Annotated in this window: 13 protein-coding genes; 6 read left to right on the top strand and 7 right to left on the bottom strand. The window is 36.8% G+C overall.

Annotated features, from left to right (window positions below; genetic code table 11):
• Positions 1-661 precede the first annotated feature (661 nt).
• Positions 662-1,735 carry a glycosyltransferase family 4 protein gene (locus tag AB9L17_RS03565; RefSeq protein WP_068986516.1) on the bottom strand — a complete coding sequence of 358 codons (1,074 nt, stop codon included), beginning with the start codon at positions 1,733-1,735 and terminating at the stop codon, positions 662-664.
• Between the two features lie 223 nt (positions 1,736-1,958).
• Between AB9L17_RS03565 and secA2 the strand changes: the two genes are divergently transcribed.
• Complete coding sequence (gene secA2, locus AB9L17_RS03560; protein ID WP_068986517.1) at positions 1,959-4,322, top strand: accessory Sec system translocase SecA2; 2,364 nt, start codon at positions 1,959-1,961, stop codon at positions 4,320-4,322.
• Entirely contained in the window at positions 4,322-5,221 is a 900-nt protein-coding gene (locus tag AB9L17_RS03555) for an accessory Sec system S-layer assembly protein (protein ID WP_223552965.1), read from the top strand. The genes secA2 and AB9L17_RS03555 overlap by 1 nt, the downstream gene beginning before the upstream one ends.
• A 377-nt stretch (positions 5,222-5,598) precedes the next feature.
• Here the strand turns inward: AB9L17_RS03555 and AB9L17_RS03550 are convergent, their stop codons facing one another.
• A complete protein-coding gene (locus AB9L17_RS03550) occupies positions 5,599-6,501 on the bottom strand; it encodes a LysM peptidoglycan-binding domain-containing protein (protein WP_375200104.1) in 903 nt (300 codons plus the stop codon).
• Positions 6,502-6,750: 249 nt separating this feature from the next.
• Between AB9L17_RS03550 and brnQ the strand changes: the two genes are divergently transcribed.
• The 4 genes from brnQ to AB9L17_RS03530 all read left to right on the top strand — a co-directional run bounded on the left by brnQ (position 6,751) and on the right by AB9L17_RS03530 (position 11,621).
• On the top strand, positions 6,751-8,070 hold the full coding sequence (brnQ, locus tag AB9L17_RS03545) for a branched-chain amino acid transport system II carrier protein (protein ID WP_375200103.1): 1,320 nt from the start codon (positions 6,751-6,753) through the stop codon (positions 8,068-8,070).
• An 86-nt stretch (positions 8,071-8,156) separates the two neighbouring features.
• Entirely contained in the window at positions 8,157-8,456 is a 300-nt protein-coding gene (locus tag AB9L17_RS03540) for a hypothetical protein (protein ID WP_375200102.1), read from the top strand.
• Positions 8,457-8,587: 131 nt separating this feature from the next.
• Entirely contained in the window at positions 8,588-9,973 is a 1,386-nt protein-coding gene (locus AB9L17_RS03535) for a S41 family peptidase (RefSeq protein ID WP_375200101.1), read from the top strand.
• An 86-nt stretch (positions 9,974-10,059) separates the two neighbouring features.
• Positions 10,060-11,621, top strand: a protein-coding gene (locus tag AB9L17_RS03530) for an IS3 family transposase (protein WP_375199824.1) whose coding sequence is annotated in 2 segments (ribosomal slippage) — positions 10,060-10,717 and positions 10,717-11,621 — 1,563 coding nt in all. Because the reading frame shifts where the segments join, the coding sequence is not laid out codon by codon here.
• Positions 11,622-11,688: 67 nt separating this feature from the next.
• On the opposite strand, the gene AB9L17_RS03525 is transcribed toward AB9L17_RS03530, so the two are convergent.
• The 5 genes from AB9L17_RS03525 to AB9L17_RS03505 all read right to left on the bottom strand — a co-directional run bounded on the left by AB9L17_RS03525 (position 11,689) and on the right by AB9L17_RS03505 (position 17,005).
• The gene (locus tag AB9L17_RS03525) at positions 11,689-12,291 is read right to left on the bottom strand and encodes a TetR/AcrR family transcriptional regulator (protein ID WP_375200100.1); all 603 of its coding nucleotides are present in this window, start codon (positions 12,289-12,291) and stop codon (positions 11,689-11,691) included.
• 249 nt (positions 12,292-12,540) lie between these two features.
• Entirely contained in the window at positions 12,541-12,732 is a 192-nt protein-coding gene (locus tag AB9L17_RS03520; RefSeq protein ID WP_375200099.1) for a hypothetical protein, read from the bottom strand.
• Between the two features lie 504 nt (positions 12,733-13,236).
• The gene (gene murJ / locus AB9L17_RS03515; RefSeq protein WP_375200098.1) at positions 13,237-14,766 is read right to left on the bottom strand and encodes a murein biosynthesis integral membrane protein MurJ; all 1,530 of its coding nucleotides are present in this window, start codon (positions 14,764-14,766) and stop codon (positions 13,237-13,239) included.
• Complete coding sequence (locus AB9L17_RS03510; RefSeq protein ID WP_375200097.1) at positions 14,763-15,863, bottom strand: glycosyltransferase; 1,101 nt, start codon at positions 15,861-15,863, stop codon at positions 14,763-14,765. The genes murJ and AB9L17_RS03510 overlap by 4 nt, the downstream gene beginning before the upstream one ends.
• Positions 15,860-17,005, bottom strand: a complete 1,146-nt coding sequence (locus AB9L17_RS03505) for a polysaccharide pyruvyl transferase family protein (RefSeq protein WP_375200096.1) — start codon at positions 17,003-17,005, stop codon at positions 15,860-15,862. Before AB9L17_RS03505 ends, AB9L17_RS03510 begins: the two co-directional genes overlap by 4 nt.
• Between the last annotated feature and the right edge of the window lie 233 nt (positions 17,006-17,238).

Raw genomic sequence — 17,238 nt, 5'->3', positions numbered from 1 at the left:
GTCCGATGAGCGGCTTGGGCCAACAGATGTTTTTGTGCGAAAGCGTAGCGGCAGTGACATGTGGTTTTCTGTGCGAAAGCGAAGTGCAAACGTAGCGGCAGTGACATGTGGTTTTCTGCACGAAAGCGAAGTGCAAACGTAGCGGCAGTGACATGTGGTTTTCTGCACGAAAGCGAAGTGCAAACGTAGCGGCAGTGACATGTGGTTTTCTGCACGAAAGCGAAGTGCAAACGTAGCGGCAGTGACATGTGGTTTTCTGCACGAAAGCGAAGTGCAAACGTAGCGGCAGTGACATGTGGTTTTCTGCACGAAAGCGAAGTGCAAACGTAGCGGCAGTGAAAACAAAAGCGGAGGAAAGGCTCGACACTCGCTCACAGGATAGCGAGTAGCATGGAATGGAAAACACCCTCATTTACCCGGTCTCCATGCTACCTGAGCAATTTTCCGCCTTACCTGAGCATTTTTTTCGAGGACCCTAGCAACTCACTACTCTACCCGAGCAATTTTCTTGTAAATCCCAAAAATTCTCCTATCAACCTATGCTATTCTCCACTCGACCCAAGCTAAATTCACATGGATCAAGATTTTCTTCACTCCAGTTCCCCATAAACTCCATAAAAAAAACAATCACACATTAAAAATGAATGATTGCTTTAATATTTTATTTATTAAATATCCGCACAAAATTTAATAGCGGCTTATAGTTTTTACCTGCGAGTCCGATGATTTCAACAAAAATTTCAATGGCAGTTAATATGACGGCTATGAGTAAAATCGCTCCCCATACTTTTGCCATAGAGAAAATAACGGCTGCCAACCCAAACATCATAGCAATCCCATAGATAAGGAGTACTGTTTGACGATGTGTGAAGCCCATATCCAGTAAACGGTGATGTAAGTGTGATTTATCTGGATCAGACCATTTTTTCTTCATGCGCACACGACGAACAATCGCAAAGAATGTATCAGAAATTGGTACACCTAGAATAATAATTGGGATAATTAATGAAACAAATGTTACATTTTTAAAACCAAGTAACGCCAGCACGGATATCATAAATCCGAGGAATAATGCCCCTGTATCCCCCATAAAGATTTTTGCTGGGTGGAAATTATAAAATAAGAAACCACTTGATGCTGCTGCTAAAATGGCTGCAATTGCTAAAACAAACATATTGTCCATATTAAATGCCATGACCGCTAATGTAATAAGAGCAATCGTTGAAACCCCGGCAGCTAGACCATCTAAACCATCAATTAAATTAATGGCATTTGTAATTCCAATAATCCAAAGAATTGTTAAAGGGATACTTAGTAATCCAAAATCTAATTCACCTACGAAAGGTAAGTTAACCTCGTCAATTTGAATGCCACCTACAAAAATAACGATAAGTGCAGCAGCAAGCTGCCCTAGCATTTTCGCCTTTGCAGAAATTTCACGCATATCATCAATGACGCCTGTTGCTACAATAATACAGGCTCCTATAATAATCGCCAATAAACTATATTCACTAGTATGCCACGGTAATACGCCTATTAAAAATGGATATAGCATAGCTATGCCTATTAAAAACGCAAGGAAAATCGCTAATCCGCCAAGTCTTGGCATAATTCGTGCATGTACTTTTCGATAGTTTGGTGCATCGACAGCACCTATTCTGAACGCTAATCGTTTAACTAATGGAGTTAACAATATGGAAGCAATGAATGCTGCTATTAAAGACACGTAAAGCATGTCTCTCCTCCTCAAAAATAATCTACATTTAAATCCAAATTGATTATAGCACGAACGAGCGCCGAAATATACTTTTTCTATTTAATTTCCACCATTTCACAAATATTTTTCTTCTTTTTGAGAATGGTAGAATGCTGCATGTCAAATGTAGTCACCATTCGTAAAATTTGATAAAATAATGTAGTGTCTAGCATTTAGACAACTTTAAAGGAGCGTAAATTTCATGTTCTCAATTTTTAAACGCAACAATGAGCAAACAAGTGCTCGTCAATTAAAACGCTACTATAAAATAGTAGATCAGATTAATAATCTTGAAGAAAAATATGTCGACAAGTCAGATGAAGAATTAAAAGAAATGACTTTTATTTTCAAGGATCGTTTAGAACAAGGCGAACCAATTACATCAATCATCCCAGACGCATTTGCTGTTGTACGCGAAGCCTCAAAACGTGTATTAGGTATGCGTCATTTTGATGTACAACTTATCGGTGGTCTTGTTTTAACTGAAGGTAATATTGCAGAAATGCCTACAGGTGAAGGTAAAACGCTTGTCGCTTCCCTACCTTCTTATGTACGCGCATTAGAAGGTAAAGGTGTTCATGTCATTACAGTTAATGACTATTTAGCTAAGCGTGACTACGAACTTGTTGGTCAAATTCATCGTTTCCTTGGCTTAACAGTTGGTTTAAATATACCAATGATGGAACCAGACGCAAAAAAAGAGGCCTATAATGCTGATATAACATATGGTGTCGGTACTGAATTCGGATTTGACTACTTACGTGACAACATGGCACATAGCTTGGCTGATAAAGTACAACGCCCTTATCACTTCGCCATTATCGATGAGGTTGATAGTGTACTTATTGATGAGGCAAAAACACCACTTATTATCGCTGGGAAAATGGCAGCGAATGATGAACTACATCGCATTGCTTCTATGCTAGCTAAACGTTTTAAAGAAGAAGAAGACTACGATTTTGATGAAGAAACAAAAGCTACTTCTTTAACAGATAAAGGTATTGAAAAGGTTGAGGCTGCCTTTAATGTTGATAATCTATATGATCTTGAACACCAAACACTTTATCATTATGTGATCCAAGCTGTGCGTGCCCATGTAATGTTCAAGCGTGATGTTGATTACATCGTTAAGGATGACAAAATCGAGCTTGTTGATATGTTCACAGGTCGTATTTTAGAAGGTCGTTCACTATCTGATGGATTGCATCAAGCAATTGAAGCAAAAGAAGGCGTAACGATCACAGAAGAAAATAAAGCACAGGCACAAATTACGATTCAAAACTATTTCCGTATGTATCCGAAGCTTTCCGGGATGACGGGTACAGCGAAAACACAGGAAAAAGAAATAAAAGAAGTGTACGCAATGGAAGTTATTCAAATTCCAACAAACCGCCCACGTCAACGTGTCGATCAGCCTGATATTATTTTTAAAACACAAGAAGCTAAATATAAATATGTGGCTGCAGAAGCGAAAAGTCGTCACGAAAAAGGACAACCTGTCTTAATTGGTACTACATCGATACTGCAATCTGAAACAGTTGCTGAGCATTTGAAAAGTGCAGGGTTAAAATTCCAATTACTGAATGCTAAAACAGTTGAACAAGAGGTTGAGCTGATTTCACAAGCAGGTCAAAAAGGTCGTATTACGGTAGCTACGAATATGGCTGGTCGTGGTACAGATATTATGCTAGGTGAAGAAGTACACGAGCTTGGCGGCTTATATGTCATCGGTACCGAGAAACATGAAAGTCGTCGTGTAGATAATCAACTTCGCGGTCGTTCAGGTCGTCAAGGTGATATAGGTGAAAGCCGCTTCATTCTCTCTATTGAAGATGATATGTTCCGACGTTACGCAAAAGAAGATGTTGAAAAATTCTCAGCAAAAATGGTTGTTGACGAACAAGACATTATTCAAAATAATAACGTTCACGAGCTTATTAGCCGTACACAGCGTATCGTTGAAGGTTCTCAATACAGCATGCGTGAATACAACTTAAAATTAGACGATGTGATTAATGACCAACGTACAGTTATTTACGGTCTACGTGACAAAATTTTAGCTGGCGAAAATTTATTAGAACAATTAAAGCAAATGTTCTATGAAACTGTAGACTTTGCAGTACGTGATGCAGCACCTGATGAATTACCTTCAGTTGAATGGGATTACGAAGGGATGGAAAGAACCTTAAACAGTCTCTTCCTTTCACCTATCACAATTGATAGAGAAGTAGGTAAAGTTGTCCCTATTTTAGATTCACTGCAAGCACCTGTTGATGAATTAACTGCAAAGATGGAGAAGTTCGCTGAGAATGAACAAGTAGTGGCAGTTATTCCACAAGTAATGCTAAGCTACTTAGATAGTGGCTGGGTGAAACATTTAGAAGCCATGACACACTTAAAAGAAGGAATTGGCTTACGTCATTACCAGCAAGAAGATCCGATGCGAATTTACCAACGTGAAGGACTTGAATTATTCGGAAAGAATTTCCAAGAATTACGTCGTTCTATTATTATAGAAATCACAGGCTTCATGAAAATGATTGAAGCACAAATGGAGGTACAATAATGGGCTTATTTTCATTCTTTAAAAAATCGGACAAGGTTGTTCAAGAAAACACAATTGACTCTAAAGACTTATTAGGAAATACTACTACGGATAGTAGCGATAATCGTGATGTTGTGACAAAGCTTTCATTCCATCCAGAGTGGGATGTTCCTCAGGAGCAAAAATACATTTTTAGTTTCCTTGCTAATGAGCTAGAACCTTTGAAGCCAAATCAATTATCACTTTCTTCTATTAGTATTGAAGAAGACCCACGCTCTAAAAAATGGCAAGTGCGTGCATTTTTCCGCTCATCATTGCCTCAAGCAATCGAGCTAGGTGAAATTGAGCTTTACATTATGGATAAAAACGATGAGCTTGTAGCATCTAAAAAATTCGATTTTGCAGCACTTGGCACGATTCCAGCAGAAAGTGCTCGTCCATGGGTATTTGAATTTGAAAAATCAACAATCAAAGTCAATGAAGTACCAGAAGACGGTTGGAAAATTGCATTCAACCTTGTTTCCCTACGCGGTCACCAATTAGAATTAGATCCATCATGGGAACAACAATTACCTGAAGCACAAAAAGAGGAGCTTGCAAAAATCGTCAAAACTTTACCTGAGTTAGGTGAAACAGAAGTAAACTTCACTGGCCTGCAAGCAAAACTTGTGGATAATGGTAGTTTAAATGTGTCTATCTTCATTCGTAACGGACATAATAAAGCTATTAACCTTGAACAATTACCACTAGAAATTATTGATGCAACAGGTAAACAAATTGCTAAAGGTTCATTTAAAATGGATCCTATCTTAACTGTACAACCGAACTCAACGAAGCCTTGGACATTTATCTTCCCTGCAGAGCTTGTTGATGCAAAAGATGCAGATCTTTCTCGTTGGACAGCACGCGTAACACAATAAAGCGTTTAAAAGAGGCTGGGACAGAACTCGATTATTTTGAAAAATAGCGAAAACAGATAATAACTTTTCCGCTTCAATGAGTAGAGTGTTCCTTCCTAAATCAAAAAAATGTTAGACCAATGCAATCGGTCTAACATTTTTTCTTTTTGTCCCTGCCTCTTTTTCTTTTGTTCATTTTCTTATGGAGCGGTGATCAACCCTTTATCAGCGATTCTGAGGCTTTTATCAGCGATGTTCGCTGGTTTATCAGCGATTCTGACACCTTTATCAGCGGTGCCACATTTTTTATAGTAAAACTGTCGACTTCAACCGCGCGATTCTCTCTCACTCCATAAAAAAAAAACGATTTCTGCGTATATGCAAAAATCGCTTTCACCTTATTTGATCGCGTCGAAGCGTTTATAACCTACTAATTTTGTAGACCAGTAGGAGTTTGTAACATCTGAAACTTCAACACCATCTGACCCTGAATGGATAAATTTATTACTACCAAGATAAATACCCATATGAGATATTCCATCTTTATACGTATTCTCGAAAAATACTAAATCCCCCGCTATTGGATTAGTAACTTGTGTTGTATTACCATAAAAATATCCTTCGCTGCTGTCTCTTCCAATCTTTAAACCACCTTGATTAAAGGCGTAGTAAATAAAGCCACTGCAGTCAAGGCCTTCAGGTGTATTACCACCGTAGACATACGGAGTTCCTATCAAAGTATTAGCTACATCTATTGTTTTCTTATAAATAGCTTGTCCATTAGCTAAGGGATCTTTAGACGTTTCTTTTGATGGTGTTCCTGCACCTGAAGACTTATCACCCTCGGGTATTGTAGCTGTTGAAGATAATTTTAACACCTGGCCAACGTAGATAGCATCTGTCGTAAGTCCATTCCATTCTTTAATGTCCTTTAGTGTCACATTATATTGCTTAGCAATTTTTGATAATGTATCTCCTTTAACTACTGTATGGGAAGCAGTTGTTTGCTTCGGTGGTGTTGTTGGTGTTGTTGGTTTTGTTGTGGATGGATTTGAAGGTTTCCCTGCTTCATTCGTAGATGTTTTTGAAACCTCAAGCTTTTGCGCTACATAAATCATATCATTCTTTAATTTGTTCCAGCTTTTTATGTCTTGAACTGTTACTTGATGATTTTGAGCGATTTTAGATAAAGTATCTCCTTTTTGCACGGTATATGTAGCTGCTTCTGCGGTAGGTAGGGCTAAAAATGAAGTAGCTATAGTACTTAAAGCAAGGATTCTCAATTTTTTTGATTTTTTCATATCAAATTGCCTCCGTTCATGCTAGAATATTCCCTTGTGAGTCTATCATACTAGATATTAAAGTAATGAGAAATCGGAAAAACTGACTATTTTTCAAACATTTTATCAATCTTATTGAATACTACAGAATCCGACAAATTACGAGAAGATATTCATTGCAAGATTAGTATTCATATGGTAACATACACTTCTGTATTTAAAATTTTTAGAAAGTTTCATCTTTTCAATCTTAAAGGAGTTTTTATTTTTATGAAAAACATAGTGCTTTTCATCAAAGAAAATTTAGCAGTAGGTTTATTATTATTTGCCTTATTTTTAGGTGCTGGAAATATTATCTTCCCTCCATTATTAGGTCAACAAGCTGGTGAAAATATTACGTTAGCAATGATTGGTTTCTTAATAACGGGTGTTGGTTTACCACTCTTAGCAATCGTTGCGGTTGCGAAAGCAGGTGGGGATTTACAACTGCTTGCTAATCGTGTCAGTCCTACTTTTGGTGTGATCTTTACATCAATCGTTTATTTAGCGATTGGGCCATTTTTTGCAGTACCTCGTACAGGTTCGGTGTCCTATGAAATAGGGATTGCACCATTTCTACCTGAGTCAGTAGCAGATCATTGGGCACCACTTTTTATAACGTCTGTATTGTTTTTTGCCTTAATATTATACTTAGCTATTAACCCTACAAAGCTTGTCGATCGTGTAGGTAAAATTTTAACACCTGCTTTATTGATCGTTATTTTAATTCTAGCTGTTAAAAGCTTTATTTCTCCAATGGGTGAACCAGGGACAGCTGTAGGAGAATATACTGTATCTCCTCTGACTGAAGGCTTTGTTCAAGGCTATTTAACAATGGATGTTCTAAGTGCGCTTGTTTTTGGTATCGTTATTTTACAAGCATTGCGTGACATGGGGATGTCAGATACTAAAAAACAAATCAAAACGACGATTTTCGCCGGAATTGTTGCGGCTATTGGTCTATCATTTGTTTACATCTCGCTTGGCCAAATTGGTAACACTAGTATAGATGCAATTGGCACTTCTGATAATGGCGGCGTTATTATTGCAAAATCCGCTAAAGTTCTATTTGGTAATTTTGGAAGTGTTATTTTATCTACTACTATTTTACTAGCGTGTATATCAACTGCTGTAGGATTATTAACTGCTAATGCTACGTATTTTAATAAGTTATTTCCAAAAATATCATACAAAACATTTTTAATAGTTTTCACAATTTTTAGTGCGGCTATTACGAACGTGGGTCTATCTACAATCATTAGTGCATCACTGCCTGTATTATTAATGATCTATCCGCTAGCAATGGTGCTAATGGTACTGTCGCTTGTCGATCATTTCTTTAAAGGTGGACAAATCGTTTACATTTTAGCTTTAATTCCAACATTCTGTGTTAGTCTATATGATGGTTTAAAGGAAATGAATATTAGAATTGCACCCTATGAGAACATTTTAAATGCTTTACCATTATACGAGCAAAGTTTAGGATGGCTTGTACCTGCTATTATCGGCGCACTTATCGGCTTTATCATTCATAAACTTATGAAAAGATAAGAGAGTTTTAATCTCATAGCCAAAAGTTCGGGATGACATTAGTGGAGGCTAGGCTATCAAGTCAAGGATGAGGCCCTGGAGCGCAAGTGAAGCGGTTCATCGTACGCCCTCAGCAAGCTCTGCTCTGTGCGAAAGCGAAGCGTCAGCAACAAATGTTTTCTGTGCGAAAGCGAAGCGTCAGCAACAAATGTTTTCTGTGCGAAAGCAAAGCGTCAGCACCAAATGTTTTCTGTGCGAAAGCAAAGCGTCAGCACCAAATGTTTTCTGTGCGAAAGCAAAGCGTCAGCACCAAATGTTTTCTGTGCGAAAGCGAAGCGTCAGCGACAAAGCTTCCAGTTGGAACGGAAATCACCTCTATGAGCCTTCTACATTTATTAAATAACTAGAATCTGCTTGCTTTTGCGACTGTTTTCGCAAAATGCTTGCAGATTCTTTTTTTCAGTAAATTCCCTCTATCTCTATTCGCGGTTATATGGAAATTCATGTATAATACAAGTAATTAGAAAAGAGGTGTCCTATGAAAAAATTAGTGTGGTCTTTCGTATTTATTCTAAGTTTCTTCATCTTTCCATTTGCAAACGCTTCTGCTGCAAGCAATGAACAACAGCTTGTAAAGGAGATCAAGGAAATTATTGAGGAAAAATATGTTGGGACGATCAATGGGAATTTACAAAACGCCAAAACAATTCCAGAAATTATTGATATGCTAGATCCTTATTCCACATTTTTTACGAAACAGGAATTTGAGGAATTTATCAATAGCATCAATCTATCAACAATTGGGATTGGTGTAGTCATCGAAGAGCATGAAGATGGCATTCATATTTTACGAGTATTTGAGAATAGCGGTGCAGCTAATGCCGGTATCGTAGCTGGAGACATTATTACTGCAATTAACGGGCAATCTGTTGTAGGAAGCTCCATACAAGAAGCCTCGTCCCTCTTAATCGGTGATGAGGGTACTAAACTAGAAGTGACACTCCAACATGTAAATGGTAAAACTTCTACTACAACTATTACACGAAAAAAATTCACATTACCCAATGTGGAATCTGAATTACTATTTGGGAATGTTGGCTATATTGCCATGTCATCCTTCTCAGAAGACGGTGCTAAGCTTGTAAAGGACGCGCTTGTTCAATTAAAACAGCGTGGTGCAACTTCCTTTATATTAGATTTACAAAACAATGGTGGTGGCTATGTGGCAACAGCTGAGGAAATGACAGGGCTATTCCCACAAGCAAAAATTGCTTATTTACTAGAAGAAGCACATGCCTCTTATAAAGTACGTGCAGCCCATCAAAACGAAAAATTTCCGGCTAATACACGTATTCTAGTAAATCGCTATAGTGCTAGCGCCTCTGAAATGTTAGCAGCATCATTACAAGATCAGCAATCTGCTATTTTATATGGGGAAACTACATATGGAAAAGGCGCTATGCAGGGCTTTTTTGAATTGCATGACGGTAGCTATTTAAAGCTAACAGTCGGTAAATTTACAGGTCCATCTGGGAAAACAATTAATGAAGTTGGGGTAAAACCAAACATCCAAACAAAGACTGCACCTATTTTCCAGGCCCATTACGATGCAATAAAAGAACAATATACACATTACAAAGAACTAGCAAGCTTAAAAAATGTACCGTCTACTAAAACATTTACAGTGAAATTATCTCAAGCACTCTCTTCGCAGATCGCTGAAGGTAGTGTTCAGCTCGTCGCTTTAGGCGGTAACGAAGTACCAATTACAACAAAAGTTGATGGTCAATCATTGCTTGTTACCCCATCAAAACCGTTAAACAGCGGACAAGAGTATATGCTTCTTGTTCATCCAACTATTCAAAAAGAAACAGATAAAAAGCTTCAACAAGGCATTTATCTTCGTATTACAGTAAAGAAATAAAAAATTCCTCTCACCAATTTGATATGCTCCCCTTTAGGTAGACAGATTAAAAAATAAAAATCTGTTTATCTAGGGGGCATTTTTTTATGGCTCGAAGTAACCACTCAAAAGATGAAAAATTAGCGGTTCTAAGACTTCTTCACAAAGGACAAAAGACAATTTCAGAATTAGCTACTATATTTCAGGTTTCTTATAAAACCATTGAAGAATGGAACTACAAATATGAAATAGATGGAGAAATTGGCCTTGAAGAGTCCACTTCTTGGAATTCTTACTCGAAAGAGCTAAAGTTAGCAGCTGTACAAGACTATTTATCTGGACAATATTCTTTAAAAGAAGTTACAAGAAAATACAAGATTTCTGACAAATCCGTTTTGAGAAATTGGATTCAAAAGTATAATAGTCATAGAGAATTAAAGGATACCGGTAAAGGAATGACAAACTCTATGACTAATAAAAGAACAACGACGTTAGAAGAAAGAATACAGATTGTAAATTACTGTCTAGAACATCAGAAAAACTATCAGCTCGCTGCAGAAACCTATGAAGTGTCTTATCAACAGGTGTATCAATGGGTCAAAAAATTCGAAGTAAATGGTGAAGAGGCTCTGCAGGATAAACGTGGTCGCAAGAAAGAAGAACAGGAATTAACAGCTGAAGAAAAATTTAAGCTAGAAATGAAACGTTTAGAACGTGAAAATGAACGATTACGCGCAGAAAATGCCTTTTTAAAAAAGTTGGAAGAACTCGAAAGGAGGAATCGTTAACAAGCGTTCGTTTACAAAATAAATATAGAGCGATTCAAGAGTTACATGCGAAAGAAAATCTGCCAGTAATCCTTTTATGTGATATTGCCGGTTTATCTCGTGCTGCCTATTATAAATGGCTACAACGTACACCAACAGATAGAGAGCTAGAGAATAAAGCGATTCTTCAGGATATCCAAGCTATTTTTCGACAAGTCGAAGGAATTTATGGATATCGAAGAATGACTTTAAATATCAATCGTAAATACAATAAAAAGTTCAATCACAAACGTATTTATCGATTAATGCAAATCAGTGGTTTACAATCCGTGATTCGCCGAAAAAGAAAGCGATATGTTTCTTCACCTGCACAACATGTCGCTGAAAATCGATTAAATCGTGAATTTACTGCAAGCAAACCCAACGAAAAATGGGTAACAGATGTGACGGAGTTCAAATTAGGAAATGGAAAGAAAGCTTATTTAAGCGCTATTCTAGATCTTTACGATGGCTCTATTATCAGTTATGTATTGGGGCATTCAAATAATAATGAATTGGTATTTAAGACGTTTGATTTAGCAATGCTTACTTTAAAAGATGGAGAACAACCGTTACTTCATAGTGATCGTGGCTATCAGTACACATCACATGGATTTAAAAGAAGAATAGATGGAGCAGAGATGATTCATAGCATGTCCCGTGTAGGCAAATGTATAGATAACGGACCAATGGAATCATTTTGGGGAACATTGAAATGTGAAAAGTATTATTTACATAAGTACCAAACATTTGAAGCGTTACAACAAGCGATTGAGGATTATATCCAGTTTTACAATAACGATAGATACCAAGAACGATTAAACGGCTTAAGCCCATTAGAATATAGGGCTAAAGCCGCTTAAAAGCTTTTTATTATTTCCACTGTCTACTTGACAGGGAGCAGTTCAATCTGTGGTGAGGGGAATTTTTTTATACATGTTTATATTTATCTTCTCTTAAAAAGTATAAGTTAATTAGTTCATTTGCTAGCTCGCATGGCAGTTTTTTTTGTTCAAGTAAAGTTGTTAATATTAAACGCTCCAAGGATCCTACAAAACTATCTACAGCCACATTAATGTCTACAGAATATAATTGTAATAGATGCTCACAATCATGGAGGTGTATAAGGGAAATTAACTGCTGTGTAAGCTGAGATTTAACTATAACTGACTGTTCGGATTCAAATAAACCAATTTTCGTTAACTTCGGATTTTCAAGTATGTAGACGAACAACATTTTTATTTTTTGCTTCAGCGTTCTAACTAAGCCTTCTATTCCCTTTACAACTTCCTCTGAATGTTTACTCATGATTTCATCAAATCCACGCTGAAATCGTTTATTCAGATCGTTATACAGAGAGTCCTTGCTTTCAAAATATAAATAAAAAGTTGGTTGTGTTACATTGGCAGCTTTTACAATGTCACTAATTTTTGTATCATGATAACCTTTTTCAGAAAATAGCTCTACAGCCTTTTCAAGCAATAATTGTTTACTTCGTTCACCATTTGAATTAATCTTCCTACCTCTTGCCATACTTTCCACCTTATCTTAGTTTGTAGTTCCTTCAAGTATTATTATTACTAAGTAATGCCAAATTATTAATATGTCCGGCTTATCACCATAACGTGTGGTTGATTTCCGTTCCGACTGGGGGCGTCCGATGAGCCGCTTGGGCCAAAAAGGATGTTGGTCACGAAGGTGTTATCACAGGACGTGATGCTCTTGCCTTCGTTCCTCTATCGCTAATCCCCAAGGAGTCGCCCAGTCTCCACTCCAATCAACTTATATCAATTTCGCCTTGGCGTAATTGTCGCTGACGCTTCGCTTTCGCGCAGAAAACATTTGTAGCTGTCGCTTCGCTTTCGCACAGAAAACATTTGTAGCTGTCGCTTCGCTTTCGCACAGATAAATTGCCACAAGATGTGGCGTTCTTAGACTGAGTTCCTCTATTTCAGTAGATGTATGGACACCCATTGAAAGGGAATGTCATCACAACTTTTGGTGATGAGTCATATGCTCAGCAATTATATCTCTTCATAATTAGGTCCGGATTCATCTTACCATCTATAGAGTTGGGAGACTTCTGTAGCAGATGTTTCATTTTCGCTACAAAAATATTTCGCTAAAATAAGTTAAAAAATTCCACACTATCTGAATAAAATCATTATAATACAGCCCCTATTTTTTTACTATAAAATATTGTGAATATGACATTTTTTTTGCAACAAGTACTTATAGTGTCTAACTAATCCAACTTTTATTTCCTATTTTAGGATGGAGTCTTACTGCCCTTTAATGCGAGATAAATAGCAAAGAAGCTGCTTGTGTTCGTATTTATAGGTATACTTTGAAGTTTTATCGAAACAATAACTCGTTTTATCGAAACTTTTTGGGCTTTTATCAAAAAACAACCTCTTCCTATTTAAAAAATACAAAACGGGTATCTAAGAATTTCTTCTAAGATACCCATTTTGATTACTATTGTTTTAAAAGTTTTCGTTTTAGTTTATCACTAAATTCTTTTACTTCCTTCACGCCAAATAATAAGTAGGAGCCTACAAGCACAGCAGCAAAAATAACAAGACCTACAATGAAAGTTAACCACTTGTTATCAAATACTAAATACTCGCTTGAAAAGTACATAACAACCGTGATAACGATCAATGGTGGCAATGCTCTGAAAAATTGTAGCTCTTTGCTGAAAATACCCATTTTCAGATCATATTTAATGCTTGCATATACTACAAGCATGATAAAGTTCACAATAGAACTTATTAAAGTCCCCCATGCAATTGAAACTACCCCAGTTGCATCTACCATTAAGAAAATAACTGCCATGTTTACTCCAAATACATTTAGTAAACTAAATACTACTGGTGCCATTGAGTCACCTTTTGCATAGTAAAAGCGTGTAATGTATCCGTTTGCCGCAAGGAAATACATAGAAAGTACAAAGACGGCCAGTACTGGCGCTGTTGCAGCTGTATCCTCCGCAGTAAAATTGCTGTATTCGAAAACAACTTGAATTAGACTATTCGAATAAAAATAAGAGAAAATTGTCACTGGAGCAAGTAACAGTAACAAGTAATGTAGTCCCTTTGAATACAAGCTTTTTATAGAAGAATGGTCATTATCAGATTCCTTTTGACTTAAAATTGGATAAATAACTGTCGTTACAGCCGTAATTAAAATAGCTTGTGGGAATTGCATCAACTTAGAAGCATAGTTAACAGATGATACTGCTCCTTCTAATGATAATAGCCCTGCTACATAGCGCTGTAGTAGTGCATAAAGTTGAATCGTTGCACCGCCAAGCATAATAGGTACAACCATTATCCACAACTCTTTTGTTGATACATTTTGTTTAAAGGAAAGCCCTACCTTATACGAATCTAATTTACGGTAACCGATCACTAAGAAATACACCATCAGTATTGCACTCACAAATGCACTAATACCATATCCAACTGGACCAATAGTCGAATTTGATAATACAAATGCGATTACTAAGAAAATCGCATTGTAAATTAAAATGGCAAAGCTCGATAAATGAAATTTTTGATTTACATTTAGTAAACCACTATACCAAGAAGATAAAACAAGAAATATAGAGGATGGCATCATCCACAAATAAAGATTTTTCGTTAAAGCCAAGTCCTCTTCGCTAACAATCTTATCCGTTTTAAAGCTATCTAAAATTGGAGTAGCAAAGACCATCCCAATCAATGTCATTACTGTCGCTGTCACAGTAACTATTGTAAACGACTGCTTTACGAATAGTCCTTTGTCAGTTGATTCTCGGTTATAAATTGAAATAAAAACAGTTGTAAATGCTCCTCCAACCACTAAATATAAAAAGTTTGGAATCATATACGCAGTAAAAATACTGTCGGAAATATGGCCAGTACCATATTGGAATCCGATAATCATTTCACGTAAAAATCCGAAAATACGGGCAACAATATTAATAATCGCAACTGCCCCAATTAATTTTATAAACTTATTCATAAGCCATCCCTACCTTCGATGGCCGACTTGTAAATCGCTATACAGCGAGCTGTTATATTTTTTTCATCGTGAATGGTTAAAACCTTGTCGACCGCTTCACGATTCATATATTGATCTTTTGGCGTGTTCACTGCACGCAGCATCTCCTCAGATAAAACCATAGCGTTTTCGGGCTCCACTAAATGCCCTGCGCCTTCTCCAAGCAAAGATACAAGTCCACCTACATTAGAAGCAATAACAGGTGTATCTGTCGCTAAAGCCTCTAATGCCACTAACCCAAAACCTTCTAAATGGGATGGTAATACAAAGACATCACTTGCCTGAAACCACTTCACTAGTTCTTGTTGTTTTAGTGGATCTATAAATTTGACGTCTTCACTGATTAATGGTTGCAAGGATTGGAAAAATGCTTGATCTCTTCTAGAACCTACAATATTTAACTCTAAAGGACGAGATACTTTTGTTTTTAGCATTTGGAAAGCTTGTAACAGCTCCTCCACGCCTTTTTGCTTAATAACATTTCCTACAAATAAAAATCTGAATGGCTCAGAAGCTAATTGCAGTTCTTTGCACACTGCTGCTTGACTTCCTTTGGTGAAAACCTCACGATTCACACCCATGCTAACGATAGAGATTTTACCTTTTTCAATCCCAAAATCTTGTTCAATTTGTTGAGCTAAGACAGGACCTACAGCGATAACATGTTCACTTTCACGTAAAATACTGGCTGTCCAATTTCGAATTCTTGTACTCTTTTTCGCCATACGCTCAATATCGCCGCCATGTGCTGTAACGATAAACGGTATACCAAACATTTTCTTTAATAGCAACGACAGCATACCAGATGGGAACACATAATGTGCATGTGTGACATCAATAGACTTTCTGTTTTTTAAGCCTTTCATTAATGTCGATAAGCCCCATTTTGTATATTTCATAATGGTGTTTTTCTTACCTGTCGCCGGATTTGCATTGACTGATATATCTACGTCTAGTCCTGCTTTTTCAAGTGCAGTGACTTGATTTTTCACAAAAATACCGAATGATAAATGATCAGATGTTGGATACATATTACTAATGACGAGTACTTTTTTCATAGACGTGTCACTGCCTTTTTCATTAATTCCTGACCATGCATGGCCTCTTGATGAATATGGGTAGCAATTTGTTTCGTCTCTGCAATTGACTGCTCCCAATTGCTACTTAATTTGCCAACTACTGTGGATAGAGCCTTCCCATCATCCTCTATATCCTGCATTTGTAAGCAACGATCTGATGCGCCCACAAAGGACATAAAATCCTGTACTTTTGTATGATAGGATATCGCAATAATCGGCGTTTCCGAATCGGTTGCCAAAATAAGCGAGTGTAGACGTGTACCAATGATAATGTCCTGCTCCTCAGTTACCTCAAGTAATCGCTCTGGCACCAAATTTTCCTCAATAATTTCTGTATGTGCACGTTGTTGCATTTTTTTCTGAATATCCTTCGTCACAGTGACGTCTTGCGGGAATTTCGTGGCAAAAAAAGTAATTTTGACATTATGCTCTGAAATTACATTATCTAAATTTTTCGCCATACCAGTAACGTACGCATCATATTTTTCAACATTTCCCTCTGGCCAATAATTTGCATTATAGTATGGAACCGCTGATACACCTATCTTAATTGGTTTTTCTGCGTAATTTTGACGATCCCTTTTTAATGTAAATGCAGGATCACCAATGATTTCTATTGGCTTTTTCACCCCAATACTTTGCAAAAGCTTCTTGGACTGAGGATCACGTACAGAGATACTTGCTGCATAACGACACATCGCACGAATACTAATCTTTCCAGAAAACGTATCAAGTGGACCAGCGCCACATCCGTATATAATGTAGGGAATATTACTTTGTTTTGCCATCATTGCATACGCTCCATACAGGTGAGCTTCACGTTTATAGAAATCCATTAAAATACCACCACCACCAATGATGAGGAGGTCAAATGTTGCTACATATTGTTTATTATTTTTAAAGGTATGGATAAACGTTTTAAATAAGTTACTCTTTCTGTAATACAATGGATAGCTGTGTACCCCATAACGTTCGGATGTTTGTTGTGTGTTATTACTAAAAACGGTAATGTCATCACTAGTTACCGAAAATGTTTGTTTTACTTGTTGAAGAATGCCGTATAATATTGATTCATCACCATTATTATCATTGCCGTAATTCCCCACAATGCCTATTTTCATTAAAAAACATCCTTTTACTTTTTAATACTGAGATTATACCACAATTGTACATTTTCGTTCTTTTTAAAAATAGTAAAAAAAAGGCGAGCTTTAAAGGTTAATACTAGTTCTTGTGGTATGGTAAAAATTAAACTATATTTCTATCTACTACACCCTTTGATTTAAAAACAAAAATAGCAAACTAGATAAAATACTACTAGTTTGCTATTTTTTAAAGGCAAAACCTTTCTTTA

Origin of the sequence: Lysinibacillus sp. RS11 (assembly GCF_042019215.1) — a bacterium.
Taxonomy (GTDB): domain Bacteria; phylum Bacillota; class Bacilli; order Bacillales_A; family Planococcaceae; genus Lysinibacillus; species Lysinibacillus xylanilyticus_A.
This window is presented reverse-complemented; position numbering and strand designations above follow the sequence as displayed.